Source organism: Flexivirga caeni (assembly GCF_003724155.1).
GTDB classification, from domain to species: domain Bacteria; phylum Actinomycetota; class Actinomycetes; order Actinomycetales; family Dermatophilaceae; genus Flexivirga; species Flexivirga caeni.
Genome location: NZ_RJJQ01000029.1, coordinates 1 through 26,019, shown reverse-complemented (window position 1 = coordinate 26,019; position 26,019 = coordinate 1). Strand labels below are relative to the sequence as shown.

The 26,019-nt window shown below is 68.6% G+C and carries 27 protein-coding genes; 14 read left to right on the top strand and 13 right to left on the bottom strand.

The window, feature by feature from the left end; all coding sequences use genetic code 11:
- Window positions 1-75: 75 nt before the first annotated feature.
- Entirely contained in the window at window positions 76-543 is a 468-nt protein-coding gene (locus EFY87_RS19295) for a hypothetical protein (protein WP_123273116.1), read from the bottom strand.
- A complete protein-coding gene (locus EFY87_RS19290) occupies window positions 543-809 on the bottom strand; it encodes a hypothetical protein (RefSeq protein ID WP_148043416.1) in 267 nt (88 codons plus the stop codon). Before EFY87_RS19290 ends, EFY87_RS19295 begins: the two co-directional genes overlap by 1 nt.
- A 353-nt stretch (window positions 810-1,162) precedes the next feature.
- On the opposite strand from EFY87_RS19290, the gene EFY87_RS19285 reads away from it, so the two are divergent.
- Complete coding sequence (locus tag EFY87_RS19285) at window positions 1,163-1,753, top strand: ribonuclease FAU-1 family protein (RefSeq protein ID WP_158607721.1); 591 nt, start codon at window positions 1,163-1,165, stop codon at window positions 1,751-1,753.
- Here the strand turns inward: EFY87_RS19285 and EFY87_RS19280 are convergent.
- From EFY87_RS19280 to EFY87_RS19270, 3 genes are read right to left on the bottom strand one after another with little or no spacing between them, the layout of a single operon-like run.
- Entirely contained in the window at window positions 1,728-2,516 is a 789-nt protein-coding gene (locus tag EFY87_RS19280) for a MerR family transcriptional regulator (RefSeq protein ID WP_123273113.1), read from the bottom strand. The two genes, EFY87_RS19285 and EFY87_RS19280, sit on opposite strands and share 26 nt — an antisense overlap.
- A 57-nt stretch (window positions 2,517-2,573) precedes the next feature.
- Window positions 2,574-3,335, bottom strand: coding sequence for an ABC transporter permease (locus EFY87_RS19275; RefSeq protein WP_123273112.1), 762 nt, complete (start codon window positions 3,333-3,335; stop codon window positions 2,574-2,576).
- Window positions 3,332-4,129 (bottom strand): ABC transporter ATP-binding protein, encoded by a 798-nt coding sequence (locus EFY87_RS19270; protein WP_123273111.1) that lies wholly within the window; start codon window positions 4,127-4,129, stop codon window positions 3,332-3,334. Before EFY87_RS19270 ends, EFY87_RS19275 begins: the two co-directional genes overlap by 4 nt.
- A 95-nt stretch (window positions 4,130-4,224) precedes the next feature.
- Here EFY87_RS19270 and EFY87_RS19265 point away from each other — a divergent pair, with 95 nt between their 5' ends.
- Window positions 4,225-5,472 (top strand): MFS transporter, encoded by a 1,248-nt coding sequence (locus EFY87_RS19265; protein WP_123273110.1) that lies wholly within the window; start codon window positions 4,225-4,227, stop codon window positions 5,470-5,472.
- On the opposite strand, the gene panB is transcribed toward EFY87_RS19265, so the two are convergent.
- Window positions 5,412-6,272 carry a 3-methyl-2-oxobutanoate hydroxymethyltransferase gene (gene panB, locus EFY87_RS19260; RefSeq protein WP_123273109.1) on the bottom strand — a complete coding sequence of 287 codons (861 nt, stop codon included), beginning with the start codon at window positions 6,270-6,272 and terminating at the stop codon, window positions 5,412-5,414. The genes EFY87_RS19265 and panB overlap by 61 nt on opposite strands.
- Before the next feature lie 164 nt (window positions 6,273-6,436).
- Between panB and EFY87_RS19255 the strand changes: the two genes are divergently transcribed.
- From EFY87_RS19255 to EFY87_RS19240, 4 genes are read left to right on the top strand one after another with little or no spacing between them, the layout of a single operon-like run.
- Complete coding sequence (locus EFY87_RS19255) at window positions 6,437-7,774, top strand: glutamine synthetase family protein (RefSeq protein ID WP_123273108.1); 1,338 nt, start codon at window positions 6,437-6,439, stop codon at window positions 7,772-7,774.
- Window positions 7,775-7,781: 7 nt separating this feature from the next.
- Window positions 7,782-10,766 (top strand): bifunctional [glutamine synthetase] adenylyltransferase/[glutamine synthetase]-adenylyl-L-tyrosine phosphorylase, encoded by a 2,985-nt coding sequence (locus EFY87_RS19250; protein ID WP_123273107.1) that lies wholly within the window; start codon window positions 7,782-7,784, stop codon window positions 10,764-10,766.
- A 41-nt stretch (window positions 10,767-10,807) separates the two neighbouring features.
- Window positions 10,808-11,680 (top strand): SDR family NAD(P)-dependent oxidoreductase, encoded by an 873-nt coding sequence (locus EFY87_RS19245; RefSeq protein WP_123273106.1) that lies wholly within the window; start codon window positions 10,808-10,810, stop codon window positions 11,678-11,680.
- Between the two features lie 3 nt (window positions 11,681-11,683).
- Window positions 11,684-12,166 carry a MerR family transcriptional regulator gene (locus EFY87_RS19240; RefSeq protein WP_123273105.1) on the top strand — a complete coding sequence of 161 codons (483 nt, stop codon included), beginning with the start codon at window positions 11,684-11,686 and terminating at the stop codon, window positions 12,164-12,166.
- A 44-nt stretch (window positions 12,167-12,210) separates the two neighbouring features.
- Here EFY87_RS19240 and EFY87_RS19235 read toward each other — a convergent pair whose 3' ends face one another.
- Complete coding sequence (locus EFY87_RS19235) at window positions 12,211-12,408, bottom strand: hypothetical protein (protein ID WP_148043415.1); 198 nt, start codon at window positions 12,406-12,408, stop codon at window positions 12,211-12,213.
- A 14-nt stretch (window positions 12,409-12,422) separates the two neighbouring features.
- Here EFY87_RS19235 and hisD point away from each other — a divergent pair, with 14 nt between their 5' ends.
- From hisD to EFY87_RS19200, 7 genes are read left to right on the top strand one after another with little or no spacing between them, the layout of a single operon-like run.
- The gene (gene hisD, locus EFY87_RS19230; RefSeq protein ID WP_123273103.1) at window positions 12,423-13,760 is read left to right on the top strand and encodes a histidinol dehydrogenase; all 1,338 of its coding nucleotides are present in this window, start codon (window positions 12,423-12,425) and stop codon (window positions 13,758-13,760) included.
- Window positions 13,757-14,851, top strand: a complete 1,095-nt coding sequence (locus EFY87_RS19225; RefSeq protein ID WP_123273102.1) for a histidinol-phosphate transaminase — start codon at window positions 13,757-13,759, stop codon at window positions 14,849-14,851. Before hisD ends, EFY87_RS19225 begins: the two co-directional genes overlap by 4 nt.
- Entirely contained in the window at window positions 14,848-15,453 is a 606-nt protein-coding gene (gene hisB, locus EFY87_RS19220; protein WP_123273101.1) for an imidazoleglycerol-phosphate dehydratase HisB, read from the top strand. Before EFY87_RS19225 ends, hisB begins: the two co-directional genes overlap by 4 nt.
- 5 nt (window positions 15,454-15,458) lie before the next feature.
- Window positions 15,459-16,082, top strand: coding sequence for a hypothetical protein (locus tag EFY87_RS19215; RefSeq protein WP_148043414.1), 624 nt, complete (start codon window positions 15,459-15,461; stop codon window positions 16,080-16,082).
- Window positions 16,079-16,711, top strand: a complete 633-nt coding sequence (hisH, locus tag EFY87_RS19210; RefSeq protein ID WP_123273099.1) for an imidazole glycerol phosphate synthase subunit HisH — start codon at window positions 16,079-16,081, stop codon at window positions 16,709-16,711. The genes EFY87_RS19215 and hisH overlap by 4 nt, the downstream gene beginning before the upstream one ends.
- A gap of 17 nt (window positions 16,712-16,728) precedes the next feature.
- The gene (gene priA / locus EFY87_RS19205; protein WP_123273118.1) at window positions 16,729-17,481 is read left to right on the top strand and encodes a bifunctional 1-(5-phosphoribosyl)-5-((5-phosphoribosylamino)methylideneamino)imidazole-4-carboxamide isomerase/phosphoribosylanthranilate isomerase PriA; all 753 of its coding nucleotides are present in this window, start codon (window positions 16,729-16,731) and stop codon (window positions 17,479-17,481) included.
- Entirely contained in the window at window positions 17,478-18,227 is a 750-nt protein-coding gene (locus tag EFY87_RS19200) for an SseB family protein (protein ID WP_123273098.1), read from the top strand. The genes priA and EFY87_RS19200 overlap by 4 nt, the downstream gene beginning before the upstream one ends.
- A gap of 49 nt (window positions 18,228-18,276) precedes the next feature.
- Here the strand turns inward: EFY87_RS19200 and EFY87_RS19195 are convergent, their stop codons facing one another.
- From EFY87_RS19195 to EFY87_RS19170, 6 genes are all read right to left on the bottom strand, one after another.
- The gene (locus EFY87_RS19195) at window positions 18,277-19,746 is read right to left on the bottom strand and encodes an aldehyde dehydrogenase family protein (protein WP_123273097.1); all 1,470 of its coding nucleotides are present in this window, start codon (window positions 19,744-19,746) and stop codon (window positions 18,277-18,279) included.
- Between the two features lie 138 nt (window positions 19,747-19,884).
- Window positions 19,885-20,676: a hypothetical protein gene (locus tag EFY87_RS19190; protein WP_220093719.1), complete on the bottom strand. Its 792-nt coding sequence runs from the start codon at window positions 20,674-20,676 to the stop codon at window positions 19,885-19,887.
- Window positions 20,677-20,715: 39 nt separating this feature from the next.
- Window positions 20,716-21,747 (bottom strand): 1-acyl-sn-glycerol-3-phosphate acyltransferase, encoded by a 1,032-nt coding sequence (locus EFY87_RS19185; RefSeq protein ID WP_123273096.1) that lies wholly within the window; start codon window positions 21,745-21,747, stop codon window positions 20,716-20,718.
- Complete coding sequence (locus EFY87_RS19180; RefSeq protein ID WP_123273095.1) at window positions 21,744-22,586, bottom strand: patatin-like phospholipase family protein; 843 nt, start codon at window positions 22,584-22,586, stop codon at window positions 21,744-21,746. Before EFY87_RS19180 ends, EFY87_RS19185 begins: the two co-directional genes overlap by 4 nt.
- Window positions 22,587-22,615: 29 nt before the next feature.
- Window positions 22,616-24,019, bottom strand: a complete 1,404-nt coding sequence (gene lpdA / locus EFY87_RS19175; RefSeq protein ID WP_123273094.1) for a dihydrolipoyl dehydrogenase — start codon at window positions 24,017-24,019, stop codon at window positions 22,616-22,618.
- 15 nt (window positions 24,020-24,034) lie between these two features.
- A complete protein-coding gene (locus EFY87_RS19170) occupies window positions 24,035-24,994 on the bottom strand; it encodes a sugar-binding transcriptional regulator (protein ID WP_158607720.1) in 960 nt (319 codons plus the stop codon).
- A 512-nt stretch (window positions 24,995-25,506) separates the two neighbouring features.
- Here EFY87_RS19170 and EFY87_RS20125 point away from each other — a divergent pair.
- Window positions 25,507-26,007 carry a hypothetical protein gene (locus EFY87_RS20125; RefSeq protein WP_148043413.1) on the top strand — a complete coding sequence of 167 codons (501 nt, stop codon included), beginning with the start codon at window positions 25,507-25,509 and terminating at the stop codon, window positions 26,005-26,007.
- Window positions 26,008-26,019: the final 12 nt, after the last annotated feature.

Genomic DNA, 26,019 nt, shown 5'->3' with positions numbered 1-26,019 from the left:
GAACTACTCATCAAAAATCAGGTTCCTCAACTCGCCCTGCAGGGGTCAACTTTGCTAACGGGCACTGGACTCAACTCACCTTGACACGCAGGGCCCGGCGACCCGTTCGGGCATTGCCGTTGCGAACCGCACCCGGTCCCGGGCCGCGGTCAGCGTGCACCCCGTCAACAACTGCACCTCGTGCACCACCGCCCGGCACGCGTTCTTGCGGTACACCGCAACCTTCTCCGCGAACCGCGGATCATCGGCTGGGACACCATGATCCGCGGCCACATCCGCCACCAAACCCGACGTCGCATCCACCAAGCACGCGTCCGCGAACCCCTTCACCACCTCCGCCGCCTGCACCACATCACCCAACAGCTCCCGCGACACAGCATCAGCACCGTGGCCAGCGTCGCGTTCGGCGGGGCGGGCGGCCTGCTCCACCAGCAAGGTGACCGCGGCGACGACAGTCTCGGGCAGACCGGACACGTCCAGCACGCGCGCACCAGACGCCTCGCCGAACTGCTCACCATCGCGCTGCCCACCGTCATCCGCCATCACCGGTCACCTCCCTCACGGTCGCCGCTGCCTTGCTTCTTGTCCCCAATTCTAGGTGCGACCACCGACAACCCCTCCCGGCCGAAACCGCAAGGACGACAATCGCTTCCGCGGCTCGGGGCGGCCTGCTCCACCAGCAAGGTGACCGCGCCGATCACCGTCTCGGGCAACCCGGATAAGTCGACCCAACCCACGCTGGCCGGCCGGTCCTCACGGCCCTCGCCATCACTCTGCTCGTTGTCATCCCGTTCACCGTCGCCCGCCATCACCGGTCACCTCCCTCACGGTCGCCGCTGCCTTGCTTCTTGCACCAAGTTTAGGTGCGACCACCGACAACCCCTCCGGCCGAAACCGCCGCGCCCATAGGTACTTCCGCCCATCCTCCAGCGCCCACGACCAGGTCCAGCGGCTGATCTCGATACGGACTCCTCCGCTGCGCCCTTCGATACGCTCCCCCGCTGCGCTCCTCCGCTACTCAGGGCACAGCTCCTCCGCTACTCAGGGCACAGCTCCTCCGCTACTCAAGGCACAGCTCTCCGGCTACTCGGCCACCATGCGCTCCACGGTCCTACCCGGCGATACGGTGCGAGTAGCCGACACACACGCCCGAGGAGCCACGATGCGCATCGTCACGATTCGCAAGTGCAAGCGCCCCGCGGGCGTGGGCAGCTGGCGCGGATACGAACTGGGCGAAGACGACTACGGGACCTGGGTGTTCACGCCCGAGCACTCGACCTACACCGGCGTTCACGCCGACGGCCGCACTGAGACGTGCGAAGTCGCCCAGGGCACAGACCTTGTGGGAAGGGACAGCGTCATCCTGCTCCCCGTCGACGGCTGGTACGTCGGCCATTGGGTCCACGGCATCGACTACGTCATACACGTCGATATCGCCACTCCCGCAACGAGATTCGAGGACACCTGGTCGTATGACGACCTTGAGCTGGACCCCTACCTCACGAAAGACGGTGAGTTCGGCGTCGAGGACGGCGATGAGTTCGATGCGGCCTGTGCGCGCGGGCTGATCCAGCCGCACGAACGGGCGCGGGCACTCCACGAGGTCGAGGTCTTGCGACGAGCGCTCACCTCCCACCCCGCGCAGCTGCTGCAGGTGGGCACGGCCCGCCTCGACGAAGGTCGCAAGCTCGGACTGCCGCCGCTGCCCCGAAGCCCGGTGCCGAGGTTCACCGCGACTGCGCGATCCGCGTGAAGTTCGTCCACCCGGTCCACCCACGCTCTTCGACCAGCTGCCGCAGCCGAGGGGCGGTGGGAACCATGGACATGAAGATCGAATCCAGCAGTGCGGCAAGGCTTTCCGGCACGCCGCCAGCACCCGAGTCGCGCCCGGCGGGATGGGCTGCTTCGAGCAGGCCAACGAGCCGGTCGGCCACACCCACCAGACGCGGGTCGGCCGCATCCCATTCGACAGCCGCGGCGAGGTCCCGATAGAGCGCCAGCGTCGCGGGGTCGGCGAGCTGCTGCTGCTTGGCCGCCATATACAGCGGCATCTGTTCCGGCAGCCGGGCTGCGACCAGGATCCACGCGTCACGTTCACCGCTGACGAACAACTCCGAGAACCCCAGGTCTCGCAACCTGTCGAGATAGGCGACCGCTTCAGTCGGGAGCGCGACCCTGTCCCCGGCAGCCAGCTGCGCAATGCGAGCACGGTGCCGCTGACGCTCCCGGATCTCGGCCCGCAGCCGGCGATCGACCTCGTCGATCGCGGCAGCGAACTCCTCCGGCCCGGCCGCAAGCAGTTCGCGCGCCCGCGAGAGCGGCACTCCCGCGTCGGCCAGCGTGCGGATCCGGATCAGGTCGATCACCGCCGACGCGTCATACCGCCGGTACCCCGAGCAGTCACGCGCCGGCTCGGGCAACAGCCCTTTGGCGTGATAATGCCGCACCGTGCGCACGGTCACCCCGGCGTATGCCGCGAGCTGACCGATGCTGAGCGTTGCCCGACTCGTCAGCATGACCTCACCGGCTCCTGGCTCGCCTCGAACAGTTCCGGTCAACGTAGCCCCTTCTCGTCACGACAGCTTGCGCCGGAAGGTGCGCATCGCCAGCACGTAGGCGACGAGCAGCAGACCGGCACACCAGGCGACCGCCACCCACGCGTGATGCCCGACCGGCTGCTGGGCGAACACGCCACGGATCGTGTCGACGATCGAGGTGACCGGCTGGTGCTCGGCGAACCGGCGCACCGGCGCCGGCATACCGCCTGTTGGCACGAAGGCCGAACTCACGAACGGCAGGAAGATGAGCGGGTAGGAGATGCCGCTCACTCCGTCGACCGTCTTGGCCGTCAGGCCCGGGATCATCGCCAGCCAGGTGAGTGCCAGGGTGAAGAGCAGCACCAGCCCGACAACTGCCAGCCATCCGGAAAGCCCTGCGCCGGAACGGAACCCCATCGCGAGTGCGATGAGCACGACGAATACCAGTGAGACGAAGTTGGCCACCACCGAGGTCAGCACGTGCGCCCACAACAGCGCGGATCGCGTGATCGGCATCGCGGTGAAGCGCTCGAAGATGCCGCCGTCGACGTCGCTGAAGAGGCGGAAAGCTGCGTAACCGACCCCGGATGCGACCGTGATCAGCAGGATCCCGGGAAGTAGGTAGTCGACATACTTCCCGTGTCCGGCGTGTATGGCGCCGCCGAACACATAGACGAAGAGCAGCAGCATCGCGACCGGCATGATCGCCGTGGTGACGATCGTGTCGGGACTGCGCAGGACGTGTCGCAGCGATCGTTTGGACAGCGCGACGACGTCGCGCAGTGCGTGTCCGGTCATCGCGACACCGCCGTGCTCGGGCGGCCGTCGCGCCGTTCGCCGGACCCGCCGACAATGGCGAGGAACACTTCTTCGAGAGTCGGCTGCTTCTCGACATACTCGATCTTCTTCGGTGGCAACAGTCCCTTCAGTTCGGGGAGCGTGCCGCTGGCGATGATCGTGCCCTGGTGCAGGATGGCGATCCGGTCGGCGAGTTGCTCGGCTTCTTCGAGATATTGAGTCGTCAGCAAGACCGTCCTGCCCTGCCCTGCGAGGTCACGGATCGTCGCCCAGACCTCGTTGCGCGACTGGAGGTCCAGTCCAGTGGTCGGCTCGTCGAGGAAGAGCACCGGTGGGTCGCCGATGAGGCTCATCGCAATGTCGAGCCGGCGGCGCATGCCACCGGAGTAGACCCCGGCGCGCTTGTCGGCCGCGTCGGTCAGGCCGAAGCGTCCGAGCAAGTCGTCGGCGATCTCCCGGCGGCGGTCCAGGTGCCGCAACTCTGCAATGAGCTGGAGGTTCTCGCGCCCGGTGAGGATCTCGTCGACAGCGGCGAACTGCCCTGTGAGGCTTATCGATTGACGCACCTTCGCTGTCTGTGTCGCAAGATCGAAGCCTGCCACGGCGGCATGCCCGCTGTCGGCTTTGGACAGTGTGCTCAGGATCCGGACCAGTGTCGTCTTGCCCGCGCCGTTGGACCCGAGCAGCGCGAAGACGGCGCCGGCCGGCACCGCCAGCTCGACTCCGCGCAGCACGGCGTTGTCGCCGAAGGACTTGGTGAGTCCGGTGATCTCGATCGCTGGTGTGGTGGTCATACGACGAGCTTGCGACCCTGACGCTGCGTCAAGGTCAAGTCATCTGACGGTCGCCCTGCCACCCCATCCTGAACGGATCGTTAGACTAGCTAACAATGACTGCTACGCCCGACTTCGACCTGCGACGACTGGCGATCCCGGCATACGCACCGTCACTGCTCTTCGGCCTGGCCGAGGGCGCAATGCTCCCGGTCGTGCCGCTGTCGGCGCGCGACCTCGGCGGCTCGGTCGCGACGGCCGCACTGATGGTGACCCTGCTCAACATCGGCTCGCTGGTCTTCAACGTCCCCAGCTCGATGATCACCGACCGGTATGGCGAGCGTCACGCGATCATCGGTGCCGCCATCGTCGGCGTGGTTGCTGCGGCGACCTGCATGGTCGCGAATTCGTTGCTGATCTTCGCGATCGGCGCCTTCCTGATGGGCGTGAGCGGCTCCGTCTTCATGCTCGCGCGGCAGAGCTACCTGACCGAGGCGATCCCTGCGCGCTACCGGGCCCGCGCGCTGTCGACGCTCGGGGGAGTGATGCGCGTCGGCATGTTCATCGGCCCGTTCGTGGGCGCGGCCGCCATGGGTTTCTGGCACTTGCGTGGTGCGTATGCCGTCTGCGTTATCGCCCTCGCGCTCGCCGGAGTGCTCGGCGCGACGTTGCAGGACCTACCGCCCCACGAGGCCGTGGACGGCACGCCGGCCGACGCCGCAACAGTGCGCCGGGTGCTGGTCGATTACCGCAAGATCTTCCTCACCGTCGGTATGGGCGTCCTGCTCGTCTCGATGATCCGGGCGACCCGCCAGGCCGTCATACCGCTGTGGGCCGAGCACCTCGGCATCTCCGCGCAGACGACATCGGTCATCTACGGAATCGCCGGCGGCATCGACATGCTCGTCTTCTACCCGGCCGGCAAGGTCATGGACGTGTTCGGCCGGCGCTGGGTGACCGTGCCGTCGATGATCGTGATGGGACTGTCGATGATGGCGATCCCGCTGGCCCACGGGCCGGTGCTGCTGTGCGTCGTGGCCTGCGCGCTCGGCTTCGGCAACGGCATCGGCTCGGGCATGGTGATGACGCTCGGCGCTGACTACTCGCCGGACGTCGGGCGCGCACAGTTCCTGGGCATCTGGCGCGAGCTGTCCGACGCCGGGTCGACGGTCGGGCCGGCCGTCCTGTCCTGGATCACCGCCGCCGTCGCCCTCAGCGCGGGCATCGTGGTGTCCGGCGTGTTCGGCCTGCTCGGCGCGGTCGTCATGTGGTTCTCGGTGCCCAAGCGCCGGAAACCCGCAGCTCAGGACTCGAAACTCTCCGCAGCGGAAGGGAATTCGCCGGACGCGACTTCGCGCGCGTAATCCTGGGCGGCACGTCCGAGCTCGGCGCGCAGGTCGGCATACTTCTTCACGAACCGCGGCGCCTTGCCACCGCGCAGCCCGGCCATGTCCTGCCAGACCAGCACCTGGGCGTCGCAATGCGGCCCGGCACCGATGCCGATCGTCGGGATCGACAACGCCTCGGTCACCTGTTGCGCAGCGGGCGCCGGCACCATCTCCATCACCACCGAGAAACAGCCGGCGGCCTGCAGCGCGAGGGCATCCTGCAGCAGCCGCTCGGCGCCCTCGCCGCGTCCTTGCACCCGGTAGCCGCCCAGCACGTGCTCACTCTGCGGAGTGAACCCGATGTGCCCCATCACCGGGATGCCGGCGCGCACCAGCAATTCGATCTCGGGCACCATCGCCTTGCCGCCCTCGAGCTTGACCGCGTGCGCCAGGCCTTCCTTCATGAAGCGAGCCGCAGTCTCCAGCGCTTGCTGCGGACTGGCCTGGTAGGAGCCGAACGGCAGGTCCGCGACCACCATGGCGCGCGAGGTCGCGGTGCTGACCGCCCGCACCAGCGGCAGCAGGTGGTCGACAGTCACCGGCACCGTCGTTTCGAAGCCGAAGACGTTGTTTCCGGCCGAGTCGCCGACCAGCAGCACCGGAATGCCGGCCTCGTCGAAGATCTCCGCGGCATACATGTCGTATGCCGTGAGCATCGCCCACTTCTCGCCTCGCTCCTTGCGAGCCTGCAGGTGCGGCACCCGGATGCGCCGCTGCGGTGCCGCCTGAGCTCCAGTGCCGTAGGGCGCGGTGACTTCCGAGGTCTTGTCCGTCATAGACACCGAGCGTAGTGCCGCCGCGAGTCGGCCGGAGCCCGGATGCCGGGCGGCAGGACCCCGAGCGGGCGAGTAGGGCAGGATTTGCTCATGGATCGGCAACAGGAGTCTCGCGGGCCGAGGCCGCACATAGCCGCCCCGCGCGGCGAGGAGGGCTGAACGCGATGGATCGCCAACAGGAGTACGTACTGCGGACCATCGAGGAACGCGACATCCGGTTCATCCGGCTGTGGTTCACCGACGTGCTCGGCACGCTGAAGTCGGTGGCGGTGGCTCCCGCCGAGCTCGAGGGCGCATTCGCGGAGGGCATCGGCTTCGACGGCAGCGCCATCGAGGGCTTGGCACGGGTTTACGAGTCGGACATGCTGGTCGTTCCCGATGCCGACACGTTCCAGGTGCTGCCCTGGCGTGGCGAAAACCCAGGCACCGCAAGGATGTTCTGCGACATCCGGCTGCCGGACGGTTCGGCGAGTATGGCGGACCCGCGCTTCGTGCTGCAGCGCGCGCTCGGCAAGGCCGCCGACAAGGGGCTGACCTTCTACACGCACCCGGAGATCGAGTTCTACCTCTTCGAGAAGGACCTCAAGCCGGGGCAGCCGCCCACCCCGGTCGACCAGGCGGGCTTCTTCGACCATGTCCCGCACGGCACGGGACACGACTTCCGCCGGTCGGCGATTTCGCTGCTGGAGCAGATGGGCATCTCGGTGGAGTTCTCCCACCACGAGGGCGGGCCCGGCCAGAACGAGATCGACCTGCGGTACGCCGACGCGCTCAGCACCGCCGACAACATCATGACCTTCCGCACGGTCATCAAGGAGGTCGCGCTGGAACAGGGCGTCTTCGCGTCCTTCATGCCCAAACCGCTCGCCGACGCTCCGGGCTCGGGCATGCACACCCACGTGTCGCTCTTCGAGGGCGACCGCAATGCGTTCTTCGAAGCGGGCGCGCCATACCAACTGTCAACCACGGCAAGGAGATTCATCGCGGGAATTCTGCGTCACGCCGGTGAGATCAGCGCCGTGACCAACCAGTGGGTCAACTCCTACAAGCGGATCTGGAGTGGGGCGGAGGCGCCGCCATACGTCTGCTGGGGGCACAACAACCGCAGCGCGATGGTGCGGGTGCCGATGTACAAGCCGTCCAAGGGGCAGAGCTCGCGCATCGAAGTGCGGTCGCTCGACTCGGCGGCCAACCCCTACCTCGCGTATGCCGTCGTGCTCGCCGCCGGGATGAAGGGCGTCGACGAGGGCTACGAGCTGCCGCCGGAGGCGGAGGACAACGTGTGGACGCTCACCGACCGCGAACTGCGGGCGATGGGCATCGACCCGCTGCCGGCGTCTCTCGACCACGCGATCCACCTGATGGAGCACAGCGAACTGGTCGCCGAGACCCTCGGCGAGCACGTCTTCGACTTCTTCCTGCGCAACAAGCGCGCCGAGTGGGCGGCCTACCGCGACCAGGTCACGCAATACGAGCTGGACCAATATCTCGGCAGGCTGTGATCCGCGCGTGACGGTCTCGCTCACCGCACTGGCCCGCGCGGGCTTCACCGAGCCCGAGCGGGCCCCGCGCATGCTCGACGAACTCCGGCTGCCGGCCACCGAGGTGGCCGACGCGGTGGCATCACTGGGCAAGGCGGCATCGCCGGACCACGCGCTGCTCGGGCTGGTGCGCCTCAGTGAGGTGCTTCCCGCGCGCGAAAGTAACGCATTGACAACACTTTTCGCGCAAGACAAGGACGGCTGGAATCGCCTGGTCGCGGTGCTCGGCGCGTCCACCGCACTGACCGATCACCTGGTGCGACACCCGGAGCGCTGGCACGACGTCGTCGCCGCACGGATCCGCGACAGGGAGCAGCTCTACGCGCTGCTCACGGACGCGGTGGGGGATGCGACCGGAACCCCGGCGTATGACGCCCTGCGTGTCGCCTATTACCGGCAGCTCGTGCAGATCGCCGCCGTCGACCTGACCGGCGATGCGGTCGAGCTCCTGCCGGAGGTGTCCGAAGCACTTGCCGAACTTGCCGGTGCGGCCGTTGGTGCGGCGTTGGAGATCGCGCGGCACACCGTTCCGGACTCCGACAGCTGCCGGCTGACGGTGATCGGCATGGGCAAGTGCGGCGGCCGGGAGCTCAATTACATCAGCGATGTCGACGTCGTCTTCGTCGCGGAGCCGGCCGACGGTGTCACCGAGGCGCACGCGATGGAGGTCGGTGCGAAGCTCGCGACCGAGGTCATGCGGGCTTGTTCGGTGTCCACCGGCGAAGGCGCTCTGTGGCAAGTGGATCCGGCGCTGCGGCCGGAAGGCAAGCAGGGTCCGCTGGTGCGGACGGTGGACTCCCACCGGGCCTACTACGACCGCTGGGCGAAGACCTGGGAGTTCCAGGCACTGCTGAAGGCTCGTCCGATCGCCGGTGACGAAGAGATCGGGGCGGCGTACCTCGACGCCGTCCAGCCGCTGGTATGGCGCGCCGCCGACCGTGAGCACTTCGTCGAGGATGTGCAGGCGATGCGGCGGCGGGTGGAGGCCCACGTGCCCGCGGCGGAGGCCGGCCGTCAGCTGAAGCTCGGCCCCGGCGGGCTGCGCGACATCGAATTCAGCATGCAGCTCTTGCAATTGGTGCACGGCCGCACCGACGAGCGACTGCGCAATCGCGGCACTCTCGCTGCCATGGAGTCCCTGTCGCGGGGCGGTTACATCGGTCGCGTCGACGCCCACGAGCTCGACCAGGCATACCGGCAGCTGCGGGTGCTCGAACACCGCATTCAGTTGTCCCGGATGCGGCGCACCCACCTCATCCCGAACAACCCGGCCGAGCTGCGCGCGCTCGGCCGGTCGGTCGGCCTCCGGGTCGATCCGGAGACGGAGGTCGTCCGGCAGTGGCGCGAGCGTGCCGCGGGTGTGCGACGGCTGCACGAGCGGATCTTCTATCGGCCGCTGCTGACCGCTGTCGCAAACCTGTCCGTCGACGACGCCCAGCTGACGCGGGCGAACGCCGAAGACCGTTTCGCCGCACTGGGTTTCCGCGATGCGAAGGGTGCGGTGCGGCACCTGGAGGCGCTGACCTCGGGCGTCAGCCGGCGCGCCGCGATCCAGCGCACGCTGCTGCCGGTGATGCTGCAGTGGTTCTCCGAGGAGGTCGATCCCGACCTCGGACTGCTGGCGTTCCGCAAGCTGAGCGATGCCCTTGGCTCGACGCACTGGTTCCTGAAGATGCTCCGCGACGAAGGACGAGCTGCCGAGACGCTGGCCCGGTCGCTGGCAGCCAGCCGGTATGTCGGACAACTGCTCGAGAACGCGCCGTCGGCGGTGCGCGTCTTCGGGTCCCACTACGCGCTCGTGCCACTGAGCCGGGAGCAACTGCTGACGGTGATGCAGTCCGCGGTCGAGCGCCAGCCCGATGACGCCGCCGCTCTGCTCGCGATTCGGTCGGCGCGCCGCGACGAACTCATCCGCATCGCGGTCGCCGACCTCACCGGGGCCATCGACCTGGACACCGTCGAGCGCTCGCTGACCGACCTTGCGGCTGCGACGCTGCAGGGCGCGCTCGACCTGGCGGTGCGTCACGTCGAACGGGACTCGGGGCAGACGCTTTCGACGGCCATGACGATCATCGGGATGGGCCGGCTGGGTGGTCGCGAGATGGGTTACGCATCGGACGCGGACGTGATGTTCGTGCACGATCCGCTGCCCGGCGCCGACCCGCAGGTCGCACAGCGCCAGGCCGAGGAAGTGGTCACCTACCTCAGCAGCGGACTCAGCGCGGCCGGGCCGGATCCGGCGCTCGTGGTGGACGCCGATCTGCGGCCGGAGGGTCGGTCGGGCCCGATCGTGCGAACGCTCGCGTCATACGCCGCCTACTACGAGCGCTGGTCGGAGGGCTGGGAGGCGCAGGCGCTGCTGCGGGCGAATCCCATCGCCGGTGACCAGGCGCTTGCGGCGCGCTTTACCGAGCTGATCGACCCGCTGCGCTACCCGCAGGGCGGCATCGACGCGTCGGCGGTGCGCGCGATCCGCATGCTCAAGGCGCGGATGGAGGCCGAGCGGCTGCCGCGCGGCGGCGACATCCGCACCCACTTCAAGCTCGGTCGCGGCGGGTTGTCCGACGTCGAGTGGACCGTGCAGCTGGCGCAGCTGCAGCACGCATATGACATCCCGGACTTGCGTCACCCCGGCACGATGACCCCGTTGCGGGTCATGGCGCAGCAGGGCCTGATCGAGGTGCGCGACGCGGCGAAGCTGCGCGAGTCGTGGACGCTCGCCAGCCGGCTGCGCAACGCGTCGGTGCTCTGGCGTGGCCGCCCGGTCGACTCGCTGCCGGGGTCGCTCGCGGACGCGGACGGCATCGCCCGCATCCTCGGTTCCCCCGTTGGCTCCGGTCACGAACTGTCCGAGCGCTACCTGCGGGTGTCGCGGCGGGCCCGCGAGGTCGTCGAGCGCGACTTCTACGGCAGCCCAACGGATTCCGATCGCGACACCGACCCGACCAGATAGCGCTTGCGTTCGAGCGCGCTCGAACTCCTACCGTCCCGGTCATGACAACTGAGACGGGCAATGTGCAATGGGTCATCACCGGTGCGTCGCAGGGCTTCGGCTGTGCCCTCGCGACCGAGGTCCTGGACCGGGGAGGTGAGGTGCTCGCGGTCGTGCGCGACACCGAGGCGCTGGCAGACCTGGCCGCCATACACGGGGCACGACTGCACGTGGTGACCGCAGATCTGCGCGATCAGCACGACGTGGCCGGGGTCGGCGAGGCGATCGCCGCCACCTTCGGGGTGCCGGACGTCCTGGTCAACAACGCCGGACGGGCGATCGTCGGCTCGGCAGAGGAGGTGACGATGGCCGGCCTTCGGGAGCAGCTGGAACTGAACTTCTTCGCCTGTGCGGCACTGACGCGCCTCGTGATCCCGGGCATGCGGCAGCGGGGGTCGGGGACCATCGTGCAGCTGAGCAGTCAGGGTGGCCGGATCTCGTTCCCCGGGGTCGGTGCCTACTCGGCGAGCAAATTCGCGCTCGAGGGTTGGTCCGAGGCACTGGCAGCCGAACTGGATCCGTTCGGGGTGCGCGTGATGATCGTCGAACCGTCCCGGTTCCGCACCGGATTCAACACCGCTCACTCGCTCGCACTCACCCCCGAGCTGGAGGCGTATGCCGATGTGGTGGGCCCGGTCCGCGCGGATCTGGCCGGCGCCGACGGCATCCAGGAGGGTGACCCGGCACGCGCCGCCGCGATCATCGCGGATCTGGTGGCGAGCGAGGAGCTGCCGCTGCGGCTACCGTTGGGGGCCGAGGCGGTGGAGAGGATCAGCAGGTCCCACCGGGACGGACTGGCCCACGTCGAGCGGCTCGCCGGGCTTGCGCGCAGCGCCGACTACCCAGGGTCGGCACCTTCGAGAAGGGCGGTGTGAGCGATGGCGACCAGTGAGCTGATGACGCGTATTCTGCGGGAACTCGGCGAGTTCTCCGATGCGGACGGCGCGCTGCCGGTCGAGACGATCCACCGGCTGGTGGACACCGGTGACGACTTCGCGTCGCTCGGCATCGCGGAGATGGCGGAGTTGCTGGATCTGTCCCCGCACACGCTGCGCTACTACGAGACGGCCGGCCTGCTGACGGTGGACCGCGACAGCGCGGGGCGCCGCGTCTACGGCCCGGAGACACAACGCCGGCTGGTGTTCATCACCCGAATGCGGTTGTCCGGCATGCCGATGCGGGACCTGCAGCACTACATCACGCTGGTCGACGCCGGTCCGCAGACCGTCCCCGAGCGGCTCGATCTGCTGGTGGAGCACCGCGACACGATCCGGCGGCAGCTGCGCGAACTGACGCTGTCGCTGGCGGCAACCGAGTTCAAGATCGCCACGTATGGCGGCCGCACGGGCGAGGGCTTCTGACGGCCGCGCTGCCATGGGTGCGCGGCGATGGCACCGAGCGGGCCTCAGCGCACGACGCTCGCGGCAACCAGCGTGGCGATGACCGCGAAGACCAGCACGACGTCGTCGTCACGCCAGCGTGCACCTGCACCAGGCTCATCGCACCCTCCTGCTCCGAATATGGCTGCAGTCTCCCAGCCGCCCGGCCGGAACAGCGCGATTCCGGGGACCGGACGGCGCGCCGAGGGCACAATCCCGCCCAACTAGAATCAGTGCCGTGATCAACCGTCTGGACCTGCGTGGTGCGGCGCTTCGAGACCTCGACGCCCTCGCCCTGCGCAACGCGCTGCCCCGAGCCGAACTCGACGTGGAAGCCGCACTCGACATCGTGCGCCCCATCTGCGAGCAGGTTCATGCCGGGGGAGCCGCGGCCGTGCTCGACCTCGACGAACGCTTCGACGGCGTTCGTCCGCCCTCGCTGCGCGTGCCCGCGGACGTGATCGCCGCCGCCGTCGACCAGCTCGACCCGCAGTTGCGCGCGGCGCTGCAGGAGTCGATCGGCCGGGCGCGCGTCGTGCACGATGCGCAGGCCCGCACCGAGATCGTGACTCAGGTGGTCCCCGGTGGCACGGTCACCGAGCGGCACGTCCCCGTCGAACGTGTCGGCCTCTACGTGCCCGGTGGCCAGGCGGTTTACCCCAGCAGCGTCGTGATGAACGTCGTGCCCGCCCAGATCGCCGGCGTCGGCTCCCTCGCGGTCGCCAGCCCGCCGCAGCGGTCCAACGTCGGCGTCTTCGCCGGCTACCCGGACCCAACGATCCTGGCCGCCTGCGGCCTGCTCGGCGTCGACGAGGTCTACGCCGTCGGTGGTGCGCAGGCGGTCGCGATGTTCGCGTATGGCGCGCTCGGCGAGACTGGTGAAACAGTCTGTGAACCGGTCAATCTCGTCACCGGCCCGGGCAACGTCTATGTGGCCGCAGCCAAGCGGTTGCTGCTCGGAGTCATCGGCATCGACGCCGAGGCCGGTCCCACCGAGATCGCGATCCTGGCCGACGACAGCGCCGACGCCCAGCTGGTCGCCGCTGATCTGATCAGTCAGGCCGAACACGACGAGCTGGCCGCCTCCGTGCTGGTTACCGACAACGAATCGCTTGCCGCACAGGTGGAGGAGGCGCTCGAAGAACGCGTCGCGCTCACCAAGCACCACGACCGGGTGCGCACGGCGCTCAGCGGTCCCCAGTCCGGCATCGTGCTGGTGGACGGCATCGAGGAGGGCATCCGGGTGGTCGACGCGTATGCCGCCGAGCACCTCGAGATCCAGACCCGCGACGCGTCGGCGGTCGCGGCCCGGATCCGCAACGCGGGCGCCATCTTCGTGGGCGATTACGCACCTGTCAGCCTCGGCGACTACGCAGCCGGCTCCAACCACGTGCTGCCGACCGGCGGATGTGCTTGCCACAGCGGCGGATTATCGGTGCAGACGTTCTTGCGCGGTATCCACGTGGTCGACTACACGCGCGACGCGCTCGCCGACATTGCCGGCATGGTGGTCACGCTGGCCAACGCCGAGGACCTGCCGGCCCACGGTGACGCCGTCACCGCGCGATTCGAATGAGCACCCTGCAGGAGCTGGTCCGCCCGGAGCTGCGCGGCCAGACGCCATACGGTGCACCGCAACTCGACGTTGCGGTCGCGGTCAACACCAACGAATCGTCATACCCGGTGCCGCAGGTCGTCGTCGACCAGATCGCGCGGGATGTCGCGGAAGTCGCCGCGTCGCTGAACCGCTACCCGGACCGCGAATTCACCCGGCTGCGAACGCTGTTGGCCGGTTATCTGGTGCGCACCACCGGCGAGCCGGTCACTCCCGAGCAGGTGTGGGCGGCCAACGGTTCCAACGAAGTGCTGCAGCACATCGTGCAGGCGTTCGGGGGAGCGGGACGCACCGCACTGGGTTTCACCCCGTCATACTCCATGCACCCGCTGATCAGCGAACGCAATGGCACCACCTGGGTCGACGGGCTGCGCGATGCCGACTCGGGCCGATTCGACCTCGACGGCGACCTCGCGGTCGAGCAGGTGCGGCGGCACGACCCCGAGCTGATCTTCGTGTGCTCGCCGAACAACCCGACCGGCACCTCACTCGACCTCGATGTCGTCCTGCGGGTGTATGACGCGAGCGATCGCGCCGTCGTGGTCGTCGACGAGGCCTACACCGAGTTCTCCCGCGCCGGCACCCAGAGCGCCGTCTCGCTGCTGCCCGGGCGCGACCGGCTGGTGGTGAGCCGCACGATGTCCAAGGCCTTCGCCTTCGCCGGTGCTCGGCTCGGATATCTCGCAGCAGCAGCGGAATTCACCGACCTGCTGCGCCTGGTTCGGCTGCCTTACCACCTGTCGACGGTGACCCAGGCGGTCGCCTGTGCCGCGCTCGAACACACCGACACCATGCTGGCGATGGTCGAGCAGATCAAGGTCACACGCGACGAGCTGGTCGCCGGATGCGCCGCGCTCGGACTGCAACCGGTGCCCAGCGACGCCAACTTCGTGCTGGTCGGCGGTTTCGACGACGCCGCAGCGACCTGGCAGGCTCTGCTGGACCGCGGAGTGCTGGTGCGCGACGTCGGCATACCGCACCACCTGCGCATCAGCGCCGGCACACCGGAGGAGAACGACGCGGTCCTGCGCGCGTTGAAGGAGATCGCATGACCGAGCACCGCACGGCCCACATCGAGCGGGCGACCAAGGAGAGCCAGGTCGAGCTGTCGCTCGACCTGGACGGCACTGGCGCCGCCGAGGTGTCCACGGGTGTCCGCTTCTACGACCACATGCTGGAGAGCTTCGCCAAGCACAGCCTCATCGACCTGCGGGTGCAGGCGACCGGCGACCTGGACGTCGACGCCCACCACACGGTGGAGGACACGGCGATCGTGCTGGGCCAGGCGGTGCGGGAGGCGCTCGGCGACAAGACCGGGATCTCCCGGTTCGGTGACGCCACAGTGCCGTTGGACGAAGCTCTGGTGCATGCGGTGGTCGACGTCGCAGGCCGCCCCTACGTCGTGCACACCGGTGAGCCCGAGGGACAGGTCTACGCGATCATCGGCGGGACGTACACCGGTGCACTCACCCAGCACGTGCTGGAGAGCTTCGGGCACCACGCTGCCATCGCGCTGCACGTGCGCGTGCTGTCCGGGCGCGACCCGCACCACATCGTGGAGGCCCAATTCAAGGCTGTCGCGCGTGCGCTGCGTGCCGCGATCGCGCGGGACCCGCGCGTCGTCGGCATACCCAGCGCCAAGGGAGCTCTGTAGGTCGCATGCCTCGCGCCGTTCGCTCCCGACGCTCCGGCGTGCTCCTGGTGCACGGCGACGTCAAGACCGCATCCGCGTGGGTGCGGCAGGGCGTCGTGCCGTCATACGTCATCCCGCTCGCGGGGTGGAGCGCGGTGGTGCCGGGTGGTCCGTCCCAGGCCGGCGCACCGTATGACGATGCGGTCGCGATGCTGCTCGCCCGGCGGGTGCCGGCGCGCATGCGCGCCGCGATCGGCCTCTTCCGGCTGGACGAGCGTGGCGTAGTGGTGGTGCATCCGCGCGGCTGGCGGGCGCTGCCCCGGTGGCTCGTCTGGGAGCGGGGTGACGGGGTGGCCCGTCTGCCCGGACATCCCGTGGCGGCGCCGGGTGACCTGGCGATGGCTGCTGGTGTCGTGCCGGAGTCGGTCCGCGCCGTCCGGGAGATCCTGACCGACCCAGTGTCGGTGGTGGATGACGTGCTCGCCGACCTGATGGGTGCGCTCGCTTTGCCGGGGGAGCGGTTGCTCAGCGGGCAGGTCAAGGATGCCGAGGGTGCGGTGCTGGTCGAGCCGGTCACCAAGGCGATCGAGCGATTTTCCCGGGTTACCAAGGAAGACAGCGAAATTCGTGCCGAGCTGGAGCAGCTATGAGCCTCAAGGTCGTCGTGTTCGACTATGGCAGCGGCAATGTGCGCTCGGTGGTGCGCATGTTGCAGCGCGTGGGCGCCGAGGTGACCCTGACGGCCGACCGGCAGGCCGTGCTGGACGCCGACGGGCTCTACGTCCCCGGCGTAGGTGCCTTCCATGCCTGCATGGCCGGGTTGCGCGATGCGGGCGGCCCGCAGCTGGTCGCGGAACGGCTGCGGCTCGCGCGGCCGGTGCTCGGTGTGTGCGTGGGCTTCCAGGTGCTCTTCGACGGATCGACCGAGCCGACGTCCATCCAGCCGCCGCCCACCGGGCTCGGCTTCTTCGCCGGCATTGTCGAGCGGCTCGCCGCACCCGTCGTGCCGCACATGGGCTGGTCGCCCGTCGCCGCCGCGACCGGATCTCGCCTGCTCGCGGGCATCGAGCAGGAACGCTTCTACTTCGTGCATTCGTATGCCGCCCGCCAGCTGCTCGCCAGCCGGGTCGTCGGAGAGCCGTTGGTGACCACCAGCAACCACGGCGAGGACTTCGTCGCGGCCGTTGAGGACGGACCGCTCGCCGGCACCCAGTTCCACCCCGAGAAGTCCGGTGACGCGGGCGCGCACCTGATCGAGAACTGGCTCGCCACGCTGTGAACGCCAAGGAGACCCGAATGTCAGACGCTGCACCCCGACTCGAGCTGCTGCCGGCGGTCGACGTCGCCGACGGCCAGGCCGTGCAACTCGTGCAAGGTGTCGCCGGCACGGGAGGTCAGTTCGGCGACCCGCTCGCCGCCGCGCTCGCCTGGCAGGACGCGGGCGCCGAGTGGCTGCACCTGGTCGACCTCGATGCTGCCTTCGGCCGAGGCAGCAACGCCGAGCTGCTGGCCGGCATCATCGGCCGGCTCGACCTGCAGGTGGAACTCTCCGGCGGCATACGCGACGAAGAGTCCCTCACCGCAGCCCTCGCGACCGGCTGCCGGCGCGTCAACCTCGGCACCGCGGCGCTGGAGAACCCCCAGTGGACCGCTCGGGCGATCGCGACCCACGGTGATCGCATCGCCGTCGGTCTCGACGTGCGCGGCACGACCCTCGCGGCACGGGGGTGGACCCGGGAGGGAGGCGACCTGTGGGAGACGCTCGACCGCCTCGACCGTGAGGGCTGCGCCCGCTACGTCGTCACCGACGTCGCCAAGGACGGCATGCTGCAAGGCCCGAATGTCGTTCTGCTGCAAGATGTCTGCGCTCGCACCGATCGACCCGTCGTCGCGTCCGGGGGCGTCTCCACGCTCGACGACATCCGCACGCTGCGCACGCTCGTGCCCGCCGGTGTGGAGGGCGCGATCATCGGATCCGCGCTCTACAAGGGTGCCTTCGCACTCACCGACGCACTGGACCTCGCCGGTCGTCCGGAGCCGCGCCGGTGACCGACGCGTCGCGCGAGCTGCCGGAGCATTTCGACTCCGCCGGGCAGACCTTCTCCGGCCGATCCCTCACCGGCACCGGCTTCGATGACGACGACGGCTCGATCGACCCGCAACTCGCGGCGGCGCTGCGCCATCCGGAGGACGAAGTGCAGCTGATGACCGCCCTGGCGCGGGCCAGGCTGCTGGTCCCGGTCGTCGCCGCGCTGGCCGAGGCGGACGAGTCCGGTGAACTGGTCGTCGAGAAGAACACCGAGATGGCGGTGGTGACCCTCACGGCGCCGTCGGGTGAACGGGCAATGCCGGTCTTCACCGACACTGCGGCGCTGGCCGCGTGGGATCCCAGCGCGCGGCCGTCCCCCGTGCGGGCCGAAGTGGCCGCGCAGGCAGCCATCGCGGAGCAGTGCGATGTGCTCGTCCTGGACCTCGCGACCCGGTCTCTCGTGGTGCGCCCGAGCATGCTGTGGGCGCTCGCCCAGCGTATGACGTGGCACCCGCCGCACCTGGATGGCCATGTGCGAGAAGCGATTTCGAAGGCTGTCGCGGACGAGTCCGACGTTGCCGAGGCGCGCTGCGAGCCCGGGTCGGCACCCGGCGAACTGCGGGTGGTGCTCGCAGTGCGACCCGGGCTGACCCAGCAGGCGTTGCAAACCGTCGCCCAGCGGATCGGCGAGCGGATCGCCACCGACGGCGAGGCGCGCGCCCGCATCGACGGGCTGGCGTTCTCCATCGTGTCCGCGGGTGCCTGACCGGAGCCGCCGCCTACCGCAGCAGGTTCAGCCGGCCGCGGCGTTGACGTCAGCCGATCAACGGCTGAATGACCGACTTGGTCTCCAGGTACTCCTGGAGACCCTCGGGTCCGCACTCACGTCCCCAGCCCGACTCCTTGTAGCCGCCGATCGGCATCTGGACACCGCCCGCACGGTGCACGTTGATGCCGACCTTGCCGGTGCGTAGCCGCCGGGCGATCGAGTGTGCGGTGGCGGCGTCGCCGCTCCAGACGCTCCCCGCCAGCCCGTATTCCGTGTTGTTGGCGACGCGCACGGCTTCGTCCACGGTGTCGAAGGCCATGACGCCGAGCACCGGGCCGAAGATCTCCTCGCTGACCACCTTCATGGCCGGCGTGACATCGGCCAGCACGGTGGGTGCGTAGTAGTAGCCCTGCTCCCCGAGGCGCTCGCCACCGGACAGCACCCGCGCCCCGTCTTCGCGGCCGCTGTGCACGTAGCCCTCGACCCGGTCGAGCTGCCGCTGCGAGATGAGCGGTCCGAGGTCGTTGCCGTCGTCCAGCCCGTAGCCGATCTTCAGGGCGCGGCCGTGCTCGGCGATGCCCTGCGCGACCTGCTCGGCGACGGATCGGTGGACGAGCAGGCGGGTGCCGGCCGTGCAGATCTGTCCGGCGTTCCAGAACACGGCGAGGGACAGCGCGGGGATCGCTGCGTCCAGATCTGCGTCCGGCATCACGATCATCGCTGACTTGCCACCGAGCTCAAGGGTGACCTTCTTGAGGTTTCCCAGCGCCGATTGGGCGATCTGCTTGCCGACGGGGATCGATCCGGTGAAACTCACCAGATCGACCTCCGGGTGTTTCACCAGGGCGTCGCCGGTGGTCGTGCCCACCCCGGTGACCACGTTGACCACACCGCCTGGTATGCCGGCCTCGGTGGCAAGGGCGGCCAGGGCCAGGGTCGACAGCGAAGCCTCTTCGGAGGGTTTGATGACCACGCAGCACCCGGCCGCGAGGGCCGCCGGGAGCTTCATGCCCAGCCCGACCATCGGGGCGTTCCAGGACGTGATCAGCGCGGCGACGCCGACCGGTTCCTTGCGGGTGTAACCCTGGAATCGCAAGGCGCTGGAGCCGATTTCGATGCTCTCGCCATACACCTTGTCGGCGAGACCCGCATAGTAGCGGTACATCTTCACAGCCTCGCCGATCATCGCTCGCGCCTGGGCGAGCGGCATCCCGACGTCGCGGCTTTCGAGGTGGGCGAGTTGCTCGACGTTCGTCTCGATCAGGTCAGCGAGGCGCCAGATGAGCAGCGACCGGTCCTGTCCGGACAGGCCGGTCCACCGTCCGTCGTCGAAGGCGCGGCGCGCCGCCGCGACAGCCTGGTCGACCTCCGCCGGCTCGGCAGAGCCGATGCGGCTGAACGCGGTGCCGAGCCCGGGGTCGATGACGTCGAGTGCGTCGGCGCGGGCAGGTTTCCAGTCGCCGTCGACGAAGAACGAGTCCGCCTGCACGAGGTCACCCGTGATTTTATGTGTCATCTCGCCTGCCTTTGAATCGTCGTCGGGGACGTGGACCGGGGGAACAAGGCCCGAACGTCCATGAGAAATACAATATGTGATCGGGGCGGGCGATGCGGCTCGTTCGATGAACGGACGCGGCGGGCGGGTTCTCGGGCGTCAGTCTCGCGAGTTGTGCTCGCTGCGCTCTGCCGGGGTAGGGCTGCCGGCCACGAAGTCCGAGAAGCCTGCGGCCAGCCGGCCCCAGCGAGCATCCCAGCGCTGACTGCGATCCAGTGCACGGTGCTGCTTGGCCGGGGAGTAGCGCCGACGGGCCCACCACGATCGCGGCCGGCCGAGCGTGAGCGCGGCGAACACGGCCACTGGCGCGAGGAAGGCGCCGATCAGTGCCACGTGGTACTTCCCCTTCAGCATCACGACGATCTCGGCGAACACGTGGATCGGCAGGCCGGCAAGCATGACCAGGTGGAACCAGTGATCCTGCGACTTCGGGTGGAAGTGAAAGGGTTGCAGACCCACGGTGAGCAAGGCGAGGCACGCGGTCGTGAGAGTCACGAGTTCAACCGACACGCGGCCTTCGCCGGACCAGTAGACGTCCCGCAGATGCAGGATCAGCGCGAATTCGTCCAGCAGCAGCGATGAGCCGACGCCAATGAGGAGACCCGCGATGCCGACGCCGGGTTGGGCGCCCTGGCTGCCGAGACTCAGATAGGCGCCGACGAGCAGCACGATGAGGCCGGGGACAGCGTGGTGCACGTGCACGCCCTCGGGCGATACCCGATTGCGGAACGGTCCGCGTCCGGCGCGGATCAGCCGGGTGATCGCGCGCGTCACGAGAAACGTGACGATGAACGCGAAGAGCGCCAGCAGCAACGGAAGCCGCCCGGGGTCGAGGACGTGCCTGTCCAGCCAGGTCCGGCCATCGGAAGTCAGCAGGAGCAGCAGTTGCATCGGTCAAGTGTCGGTCATCGGCCGGAAAGATACGTGGAGTCAGGCTGGGAAGACGGCGCCGGTCGGATCGTCCGAGGCAAGGCCATCCGTCGCCGGCCGGCGCGCGCGGGTCCAGTCGTCGATACACCCCCACATGTCGAACAGCCACGGTTCGACATCGCCCGGCGCCGGCGGGTCGGCTCGTCGCACCGTCACCTCGACCGGCTCGCGCAGCGGAAGGTGCGCCCAGATGCTGCGCACGGAGTGCAGCGGGTCCAGACCGCGTTGCGCGGCCACCGCGGTGCAGACGTCCGGTCGCAACTCCAGCACGCGGCTCGCCCCGCCCGCTCGGGGCGGCAGCACGGCCGGGTGCGCGCGTATCCAATCTGCTTCTGCGCCAGAGCATTCGGCGAGTTGTGCACGCCACCGATGCGGTGTCCAGTTGCGCCCTTCGGGGAAGAGCAGCAATGCGTCCCGGTCCCTCGACTGATCGGCGAACTCCCGCAGCCGAGCGTCGCGCTCCTCCGGTGACACGCGTTGCGGCGGCAGGAAGTAGGCGCCGAGCCGGCCGAGCACGAGATCGACCGCTGCGTCCCAGAGCAGGAACCGCTTCAGCAGCACGCGCGGCACCCGGCCGAGTTCATGGGTGAGCAGGTAGGCGATCAGTGGCGAGTCCCCGAGACCGGCGTGGCGCGACAGGACCAGCAGCGGGGCGGGTTCGTCCGGCAGCTGTGGATCGATGGTGACGACAAGTCGCAGGCCCGCTACCCGCTCGGCGACGCGCACGACGCGGTGCAGAGTGCGCCCGATCAGCTCGACGTGGTCGTGCTCCCATGTCTCGGCGCGGCGTCGTCTGACCCGGTGGGCGCACCAGAGCCGCCAGGCTCCGAGGATGATCGTCAGGTCGGCGAGGACGGTCGCCGTGAGCATGGCGAGCACCCGAACCAGCCGTCGCCTCCGTCCCGGCAACTGGATGACGAACGCGATCCCCGTCGCGATGCTCAACACCAGCAGCGCGGCCACGCCCAGCACGATCTGCAATGGATGACAGATGACGCGCCGCACGATGCGTGGTGGCACCGGGATGGTCATTGCCCGGCGTCCAGGTAGCCCCGGGCTGTGTCGTAGGCGCGGTCGATGCGGCCGCTGACGAACTCGCGGTTCATGTGCAGCAGCGAGACCGAGGGGGCGTCCTCGGCCCCGGTCGGCAGCACGTGCACGGTGATGCCGGGCGGCACGGACGCGAGTTCCTCCAGGTAGCGGTGCCGCCGCGCGATCTCGAACGTCACCTGCCCGACCTCCCATGGCCATTTCGGCGGCGAGAGCGGTTGCTCGACCCGGCCGACCTGCAGCACGTAGATCTCGGTTGCGCCCAGCTTCACCGCGCGGCCCACCGGAATCGAGTGCACCAGACCACCGTCGAAGAAGTGCTCGCCGCCGATCTGCATTGGTGGGAACATGCCCGGCACGGCACACGACGCCGCGATGGCGACAGGTAGCGGGCCACTCGAAAACCAATGCGACACAGCGTGTTCCACGCTCGCGGCGACGCATTGGTACGGCACCGCCAGCTCCTCGAAGGTCTGCACCGGCAATTCCTGGCGCAGGATGCGCAGCATCGGGCCAGGGGAGTAGAGATGCGTGCGCCAGCGGCGCGAGCGTCCGGCCCGCCGGTGCGGCCGGCGGGCATCGGAACCGAGCAGCAACCGGCCGTTCCCCATGGAGGACCACAACTCGGTCAGCCGCTCGACACCTCCGACCGTCGGGTCGCTGGCGACGAAGGCACCGTTGATCGCCCCGATGCTGGTGCCGACGACCAGATCGGGCCGGATGCCGCGCTCGACGAGCGCGCGCAAGGCTCCGATCTGCGAGGCGCCGAGCACCCCGCCGCCACCGAGGACGAACGCGACGTGCCGGTCCGGCTGCGACATACCAGCAGACGCTACCCCGGCCGGCTCGATCAGAGGTTGATCATGTGGCCGGCGATGCCTTCGACGGCTTCCTTCATCGCCTCGGACAGCGTCGGGTGCGCGAAGATGTTGCGCGCCACCTCGTCGGCGGTCAGGTCCCACTTCTGTGCCAGCGTCAGTGCTGGAAGCAGTTCGGTGACCTCGGGGCCGATCAGGTGCGCGCCGAGCAGCTCATTGTGCGCGGCGTCCGCGACGATCTTCACGAAGCCGACCGTCTCCGCCATACCGCGCGCCTTGCCGTTGGCGGAGAACGGGAACGACGCGGTCTTCACGTCATACCCCTTGTCCTTCGCCTGCTGCTCGGAGTAGCCGAACGAGGCGATCTGCGGCTGGCAGAAGGTCGCCCGCGGGATCATGTCGAAGTCGATCTCGACGGTCTCGGCGCCGCCGATCGTCTCGGCCGCGACGATACCCATTGCCTCTGCCGTGTGGGCGAGCATCAGTTTCCCGGTCACGTCGCCGATGGCGTAGACGCCCTCGACGTTGGTGCGGCCGCGCTCGTCGACCGCGATCGCGCCGCGGTCGGTCGTGGCGACGCCGGTCACCTCCAGGCCATAGCCGTCCAGCCGCGGCGCGAAACCGATGGCCTGCAGCACCTTGTCGGCTTCGAGCACCTTCGACTCACCACCGGCGGCGGGGGAGACCGTGACCAACACCCGGCCGGAGCCGGAGTCCTCGATGGACTCCACCTTGGTCGACAACAGGACGTTCACGCCGAGCTTCTTGTACTGCCGCAGCAGTTCCTTGGACACGTCGGCGTCCTCGGTCGGGACCATCCGGTCGAGGAACTCCACGATCGTCACGTCGACGCCGTAATTGGTGAGCACGTAAGCAAATTCGACACCGATCGCACCGGATCCGGCGATGATGATCGACCCGGGGAGTTCCTCGGTGAGGATCTGCTCCTCGTAGGTCACGACGCGTCCGGAAAGGTTCGTGCCAGGGATCAGCCGGGTGGTCGCTCCGGTGGCGATGATGACGTTGTCCGCGCTGACCGTCTCGGTGTCGCCGGACGTCAGCTGTACCTGGATCGTGTGCGCGTCGGTGAAGGTGCCGGTGCCCTCGAACTCGGTGATCGAGTTCTTCTTCATCAGGTAGTGCACGCCCTTGGCGCTCGCGTCCGCGACGCCCCGGCTGCGTTTCCACGCCGAGCCGAAGTCCATGGTCGCCTCGCCCGAGATGCCGTAAGTCTTCGCCTCCTTGGTCAGGATGTGCGAGATCTCCGCATTGCGCAGCAGTGCCTTGGACGGGATGCACCCGACGTTCAGACAGACACCGCCCCAGTACTTCTTCTCGATGATGGCGGTCTTGAGGCCGAGCTGGCTGGCGCGAATAGCAGCGACATACCCACCGGGGCCTGCACCGAGGACGACGACGTCAAAGTGTTGTGCCACCTGCCCAAGATATCGCTACGCCAGGAGAGCGCGCGCAAGCGGCTCGTCCACGATCAGCCGGGTCACCTTGTGCCCGGCGACTGCGGCACGCACCACGTCGGCCCGGGCGGCGCCACTGACCAGGCCGATGACGGTCGGTATGCCGGCCAGTTGCTCTGCGGACAGGGTGATGATCCGGTCGGCCAGCCCGCCGTTGACCGCGCGGCCGGCTGTGTTGATGAAGATCCCGCTGATCTCGCCGATCGCCCCTGCGTCGCGCATCGCGACACGGTCGGCATCGTCGGCCAGGTCGAAGAGGGTCGACTCGCCGGCCGCCCAGCCTCCGATCCCGACAACCGCCACCGTTACCTCGGGAACGTGGCCACGCGCTTCGCGCACCCCTGGCTGACGCCGCAGCACCTCGGCGCTGGCCGCGTCCGCGGCGACGAGCGGTGCGTAGAAGTGATGCGCCACGCGGCCGCTGAGCTTCGCGGCGGATCGCACGAGCTCGACCGGCGACTCCAGATCGGGTATGGCGAGAGCCCCCGACAACTGCACGATGGGCACCGGGGGCAGGCTGTGCAGGGCACTCACCGCGGCCGCGACGCTGCGCGACCAGGGCAGCCCGAGCACGTCCGAGGGCCCGAGCAGGTGGGTGAGTTCGCCGGCTGCGGCGGCGCCGAGGTTGCGCCGCGCCTCGGCGGCGGACTGGTGGGGGTGGCCTCGCACGACCAGCGCCTTGTCGACGTCGAGGGCGCAGGTCAGTTGCCGTGACAGCTGCAGATCGACGGTCGGCTCGCCCGCGATCTCGATGCGTACGATCCCGGTCTCCCGGGCGGACTCCAGCAGCCGGGCGACCTTGAAGCGGGATAGCCCGAGGTCCTTGCCGATCTCGATCTTCGACTGGTCCCGCAGATAGAACCGGCGGGCGACGTCGGCGAGCAGGGCGCGTTCGGCATCTGCTGGCAGGGGACTCGGCGCTGCGTCCTGACTCACTGGTGATCCTTTCGGACGGCCTCGCTGCGCCGACGGACAGTACGGCGCGCTGTCGTGCTGCACTCATGTGCGCACAGTGGGGCTCGTTTGAGCATTGTAGAGCGAGGTCTGGGTGGTCCAGTAGCCCGGGGGAGCGAAGCGGACGAGGGCGTATCGAGGCCATCCCGTGGCCGCACTGTGGATAACCGATTGTCGGTGTGTCGTGTGGCGGATGATGTGGGGGCGGGTATGGCGCGCCTCGACTTCGTGACGGAGTCTTGACGGTTTCGGCTCGCGCCATGCACCGTGGTTAGTCGATAATCACCGAACACCCAGGCGTCACCCAGGGAGGGCGGATTATGCGCACGAGTCGAGTGATCGGTGCGGTCGTGGCCGCGGTGAGCGTCGGGGGCGTGGCGGGGTGTAGCAGCGGGTCGGGACACCAGGCTGAGGGTGCGTCGACGGCTGCGACGACGTCGGTGGAGGTGCGGGTGGCGCCTGCACCCACCGGGTCCGGGTCGACGAGCAGCGGCGTGGCCCCGCCGACCACGTCGGTGACGTCGAGTGGCACTGCTGCTGGTGCTGCCGGTGTTCCCGAGCCGGCGAGGCAGCACACCAAGGCCGGAGCGACGGCGTTTGCTGAGTACTACATCGAAGTCGTTAATCGTACGGCGACAGATCCCAAAGTCGGCTTACTGGAACCGCTTGCGCTTGAAACCTGCAAGACATGTGACAACCACGAAGGAACCGTGCGAGAACTGTCTGCGAAGGGACAGAAATTCAGTGGCCGCGAGGCGAATATCACAAAGTCTGACATCGTCGGACACTCCGAGGTTGCGACGTTTGTAAAGATTCATGCGAACGAACCCGAGGTTTCAATTGTCGACAGTAACGGGACTATTGTGAAACGGTACCCGGAAATTGTCGATGATGTGATGGTCTTCAACTTGCGACCTGAGTCGTGCCACTTTGTGAGGAATCGCGGGTTCGGTTTGTGTTTGTGCTGGTCAGCGGCGTGGGCTGGGGTGGGTTGACACACTAATCGG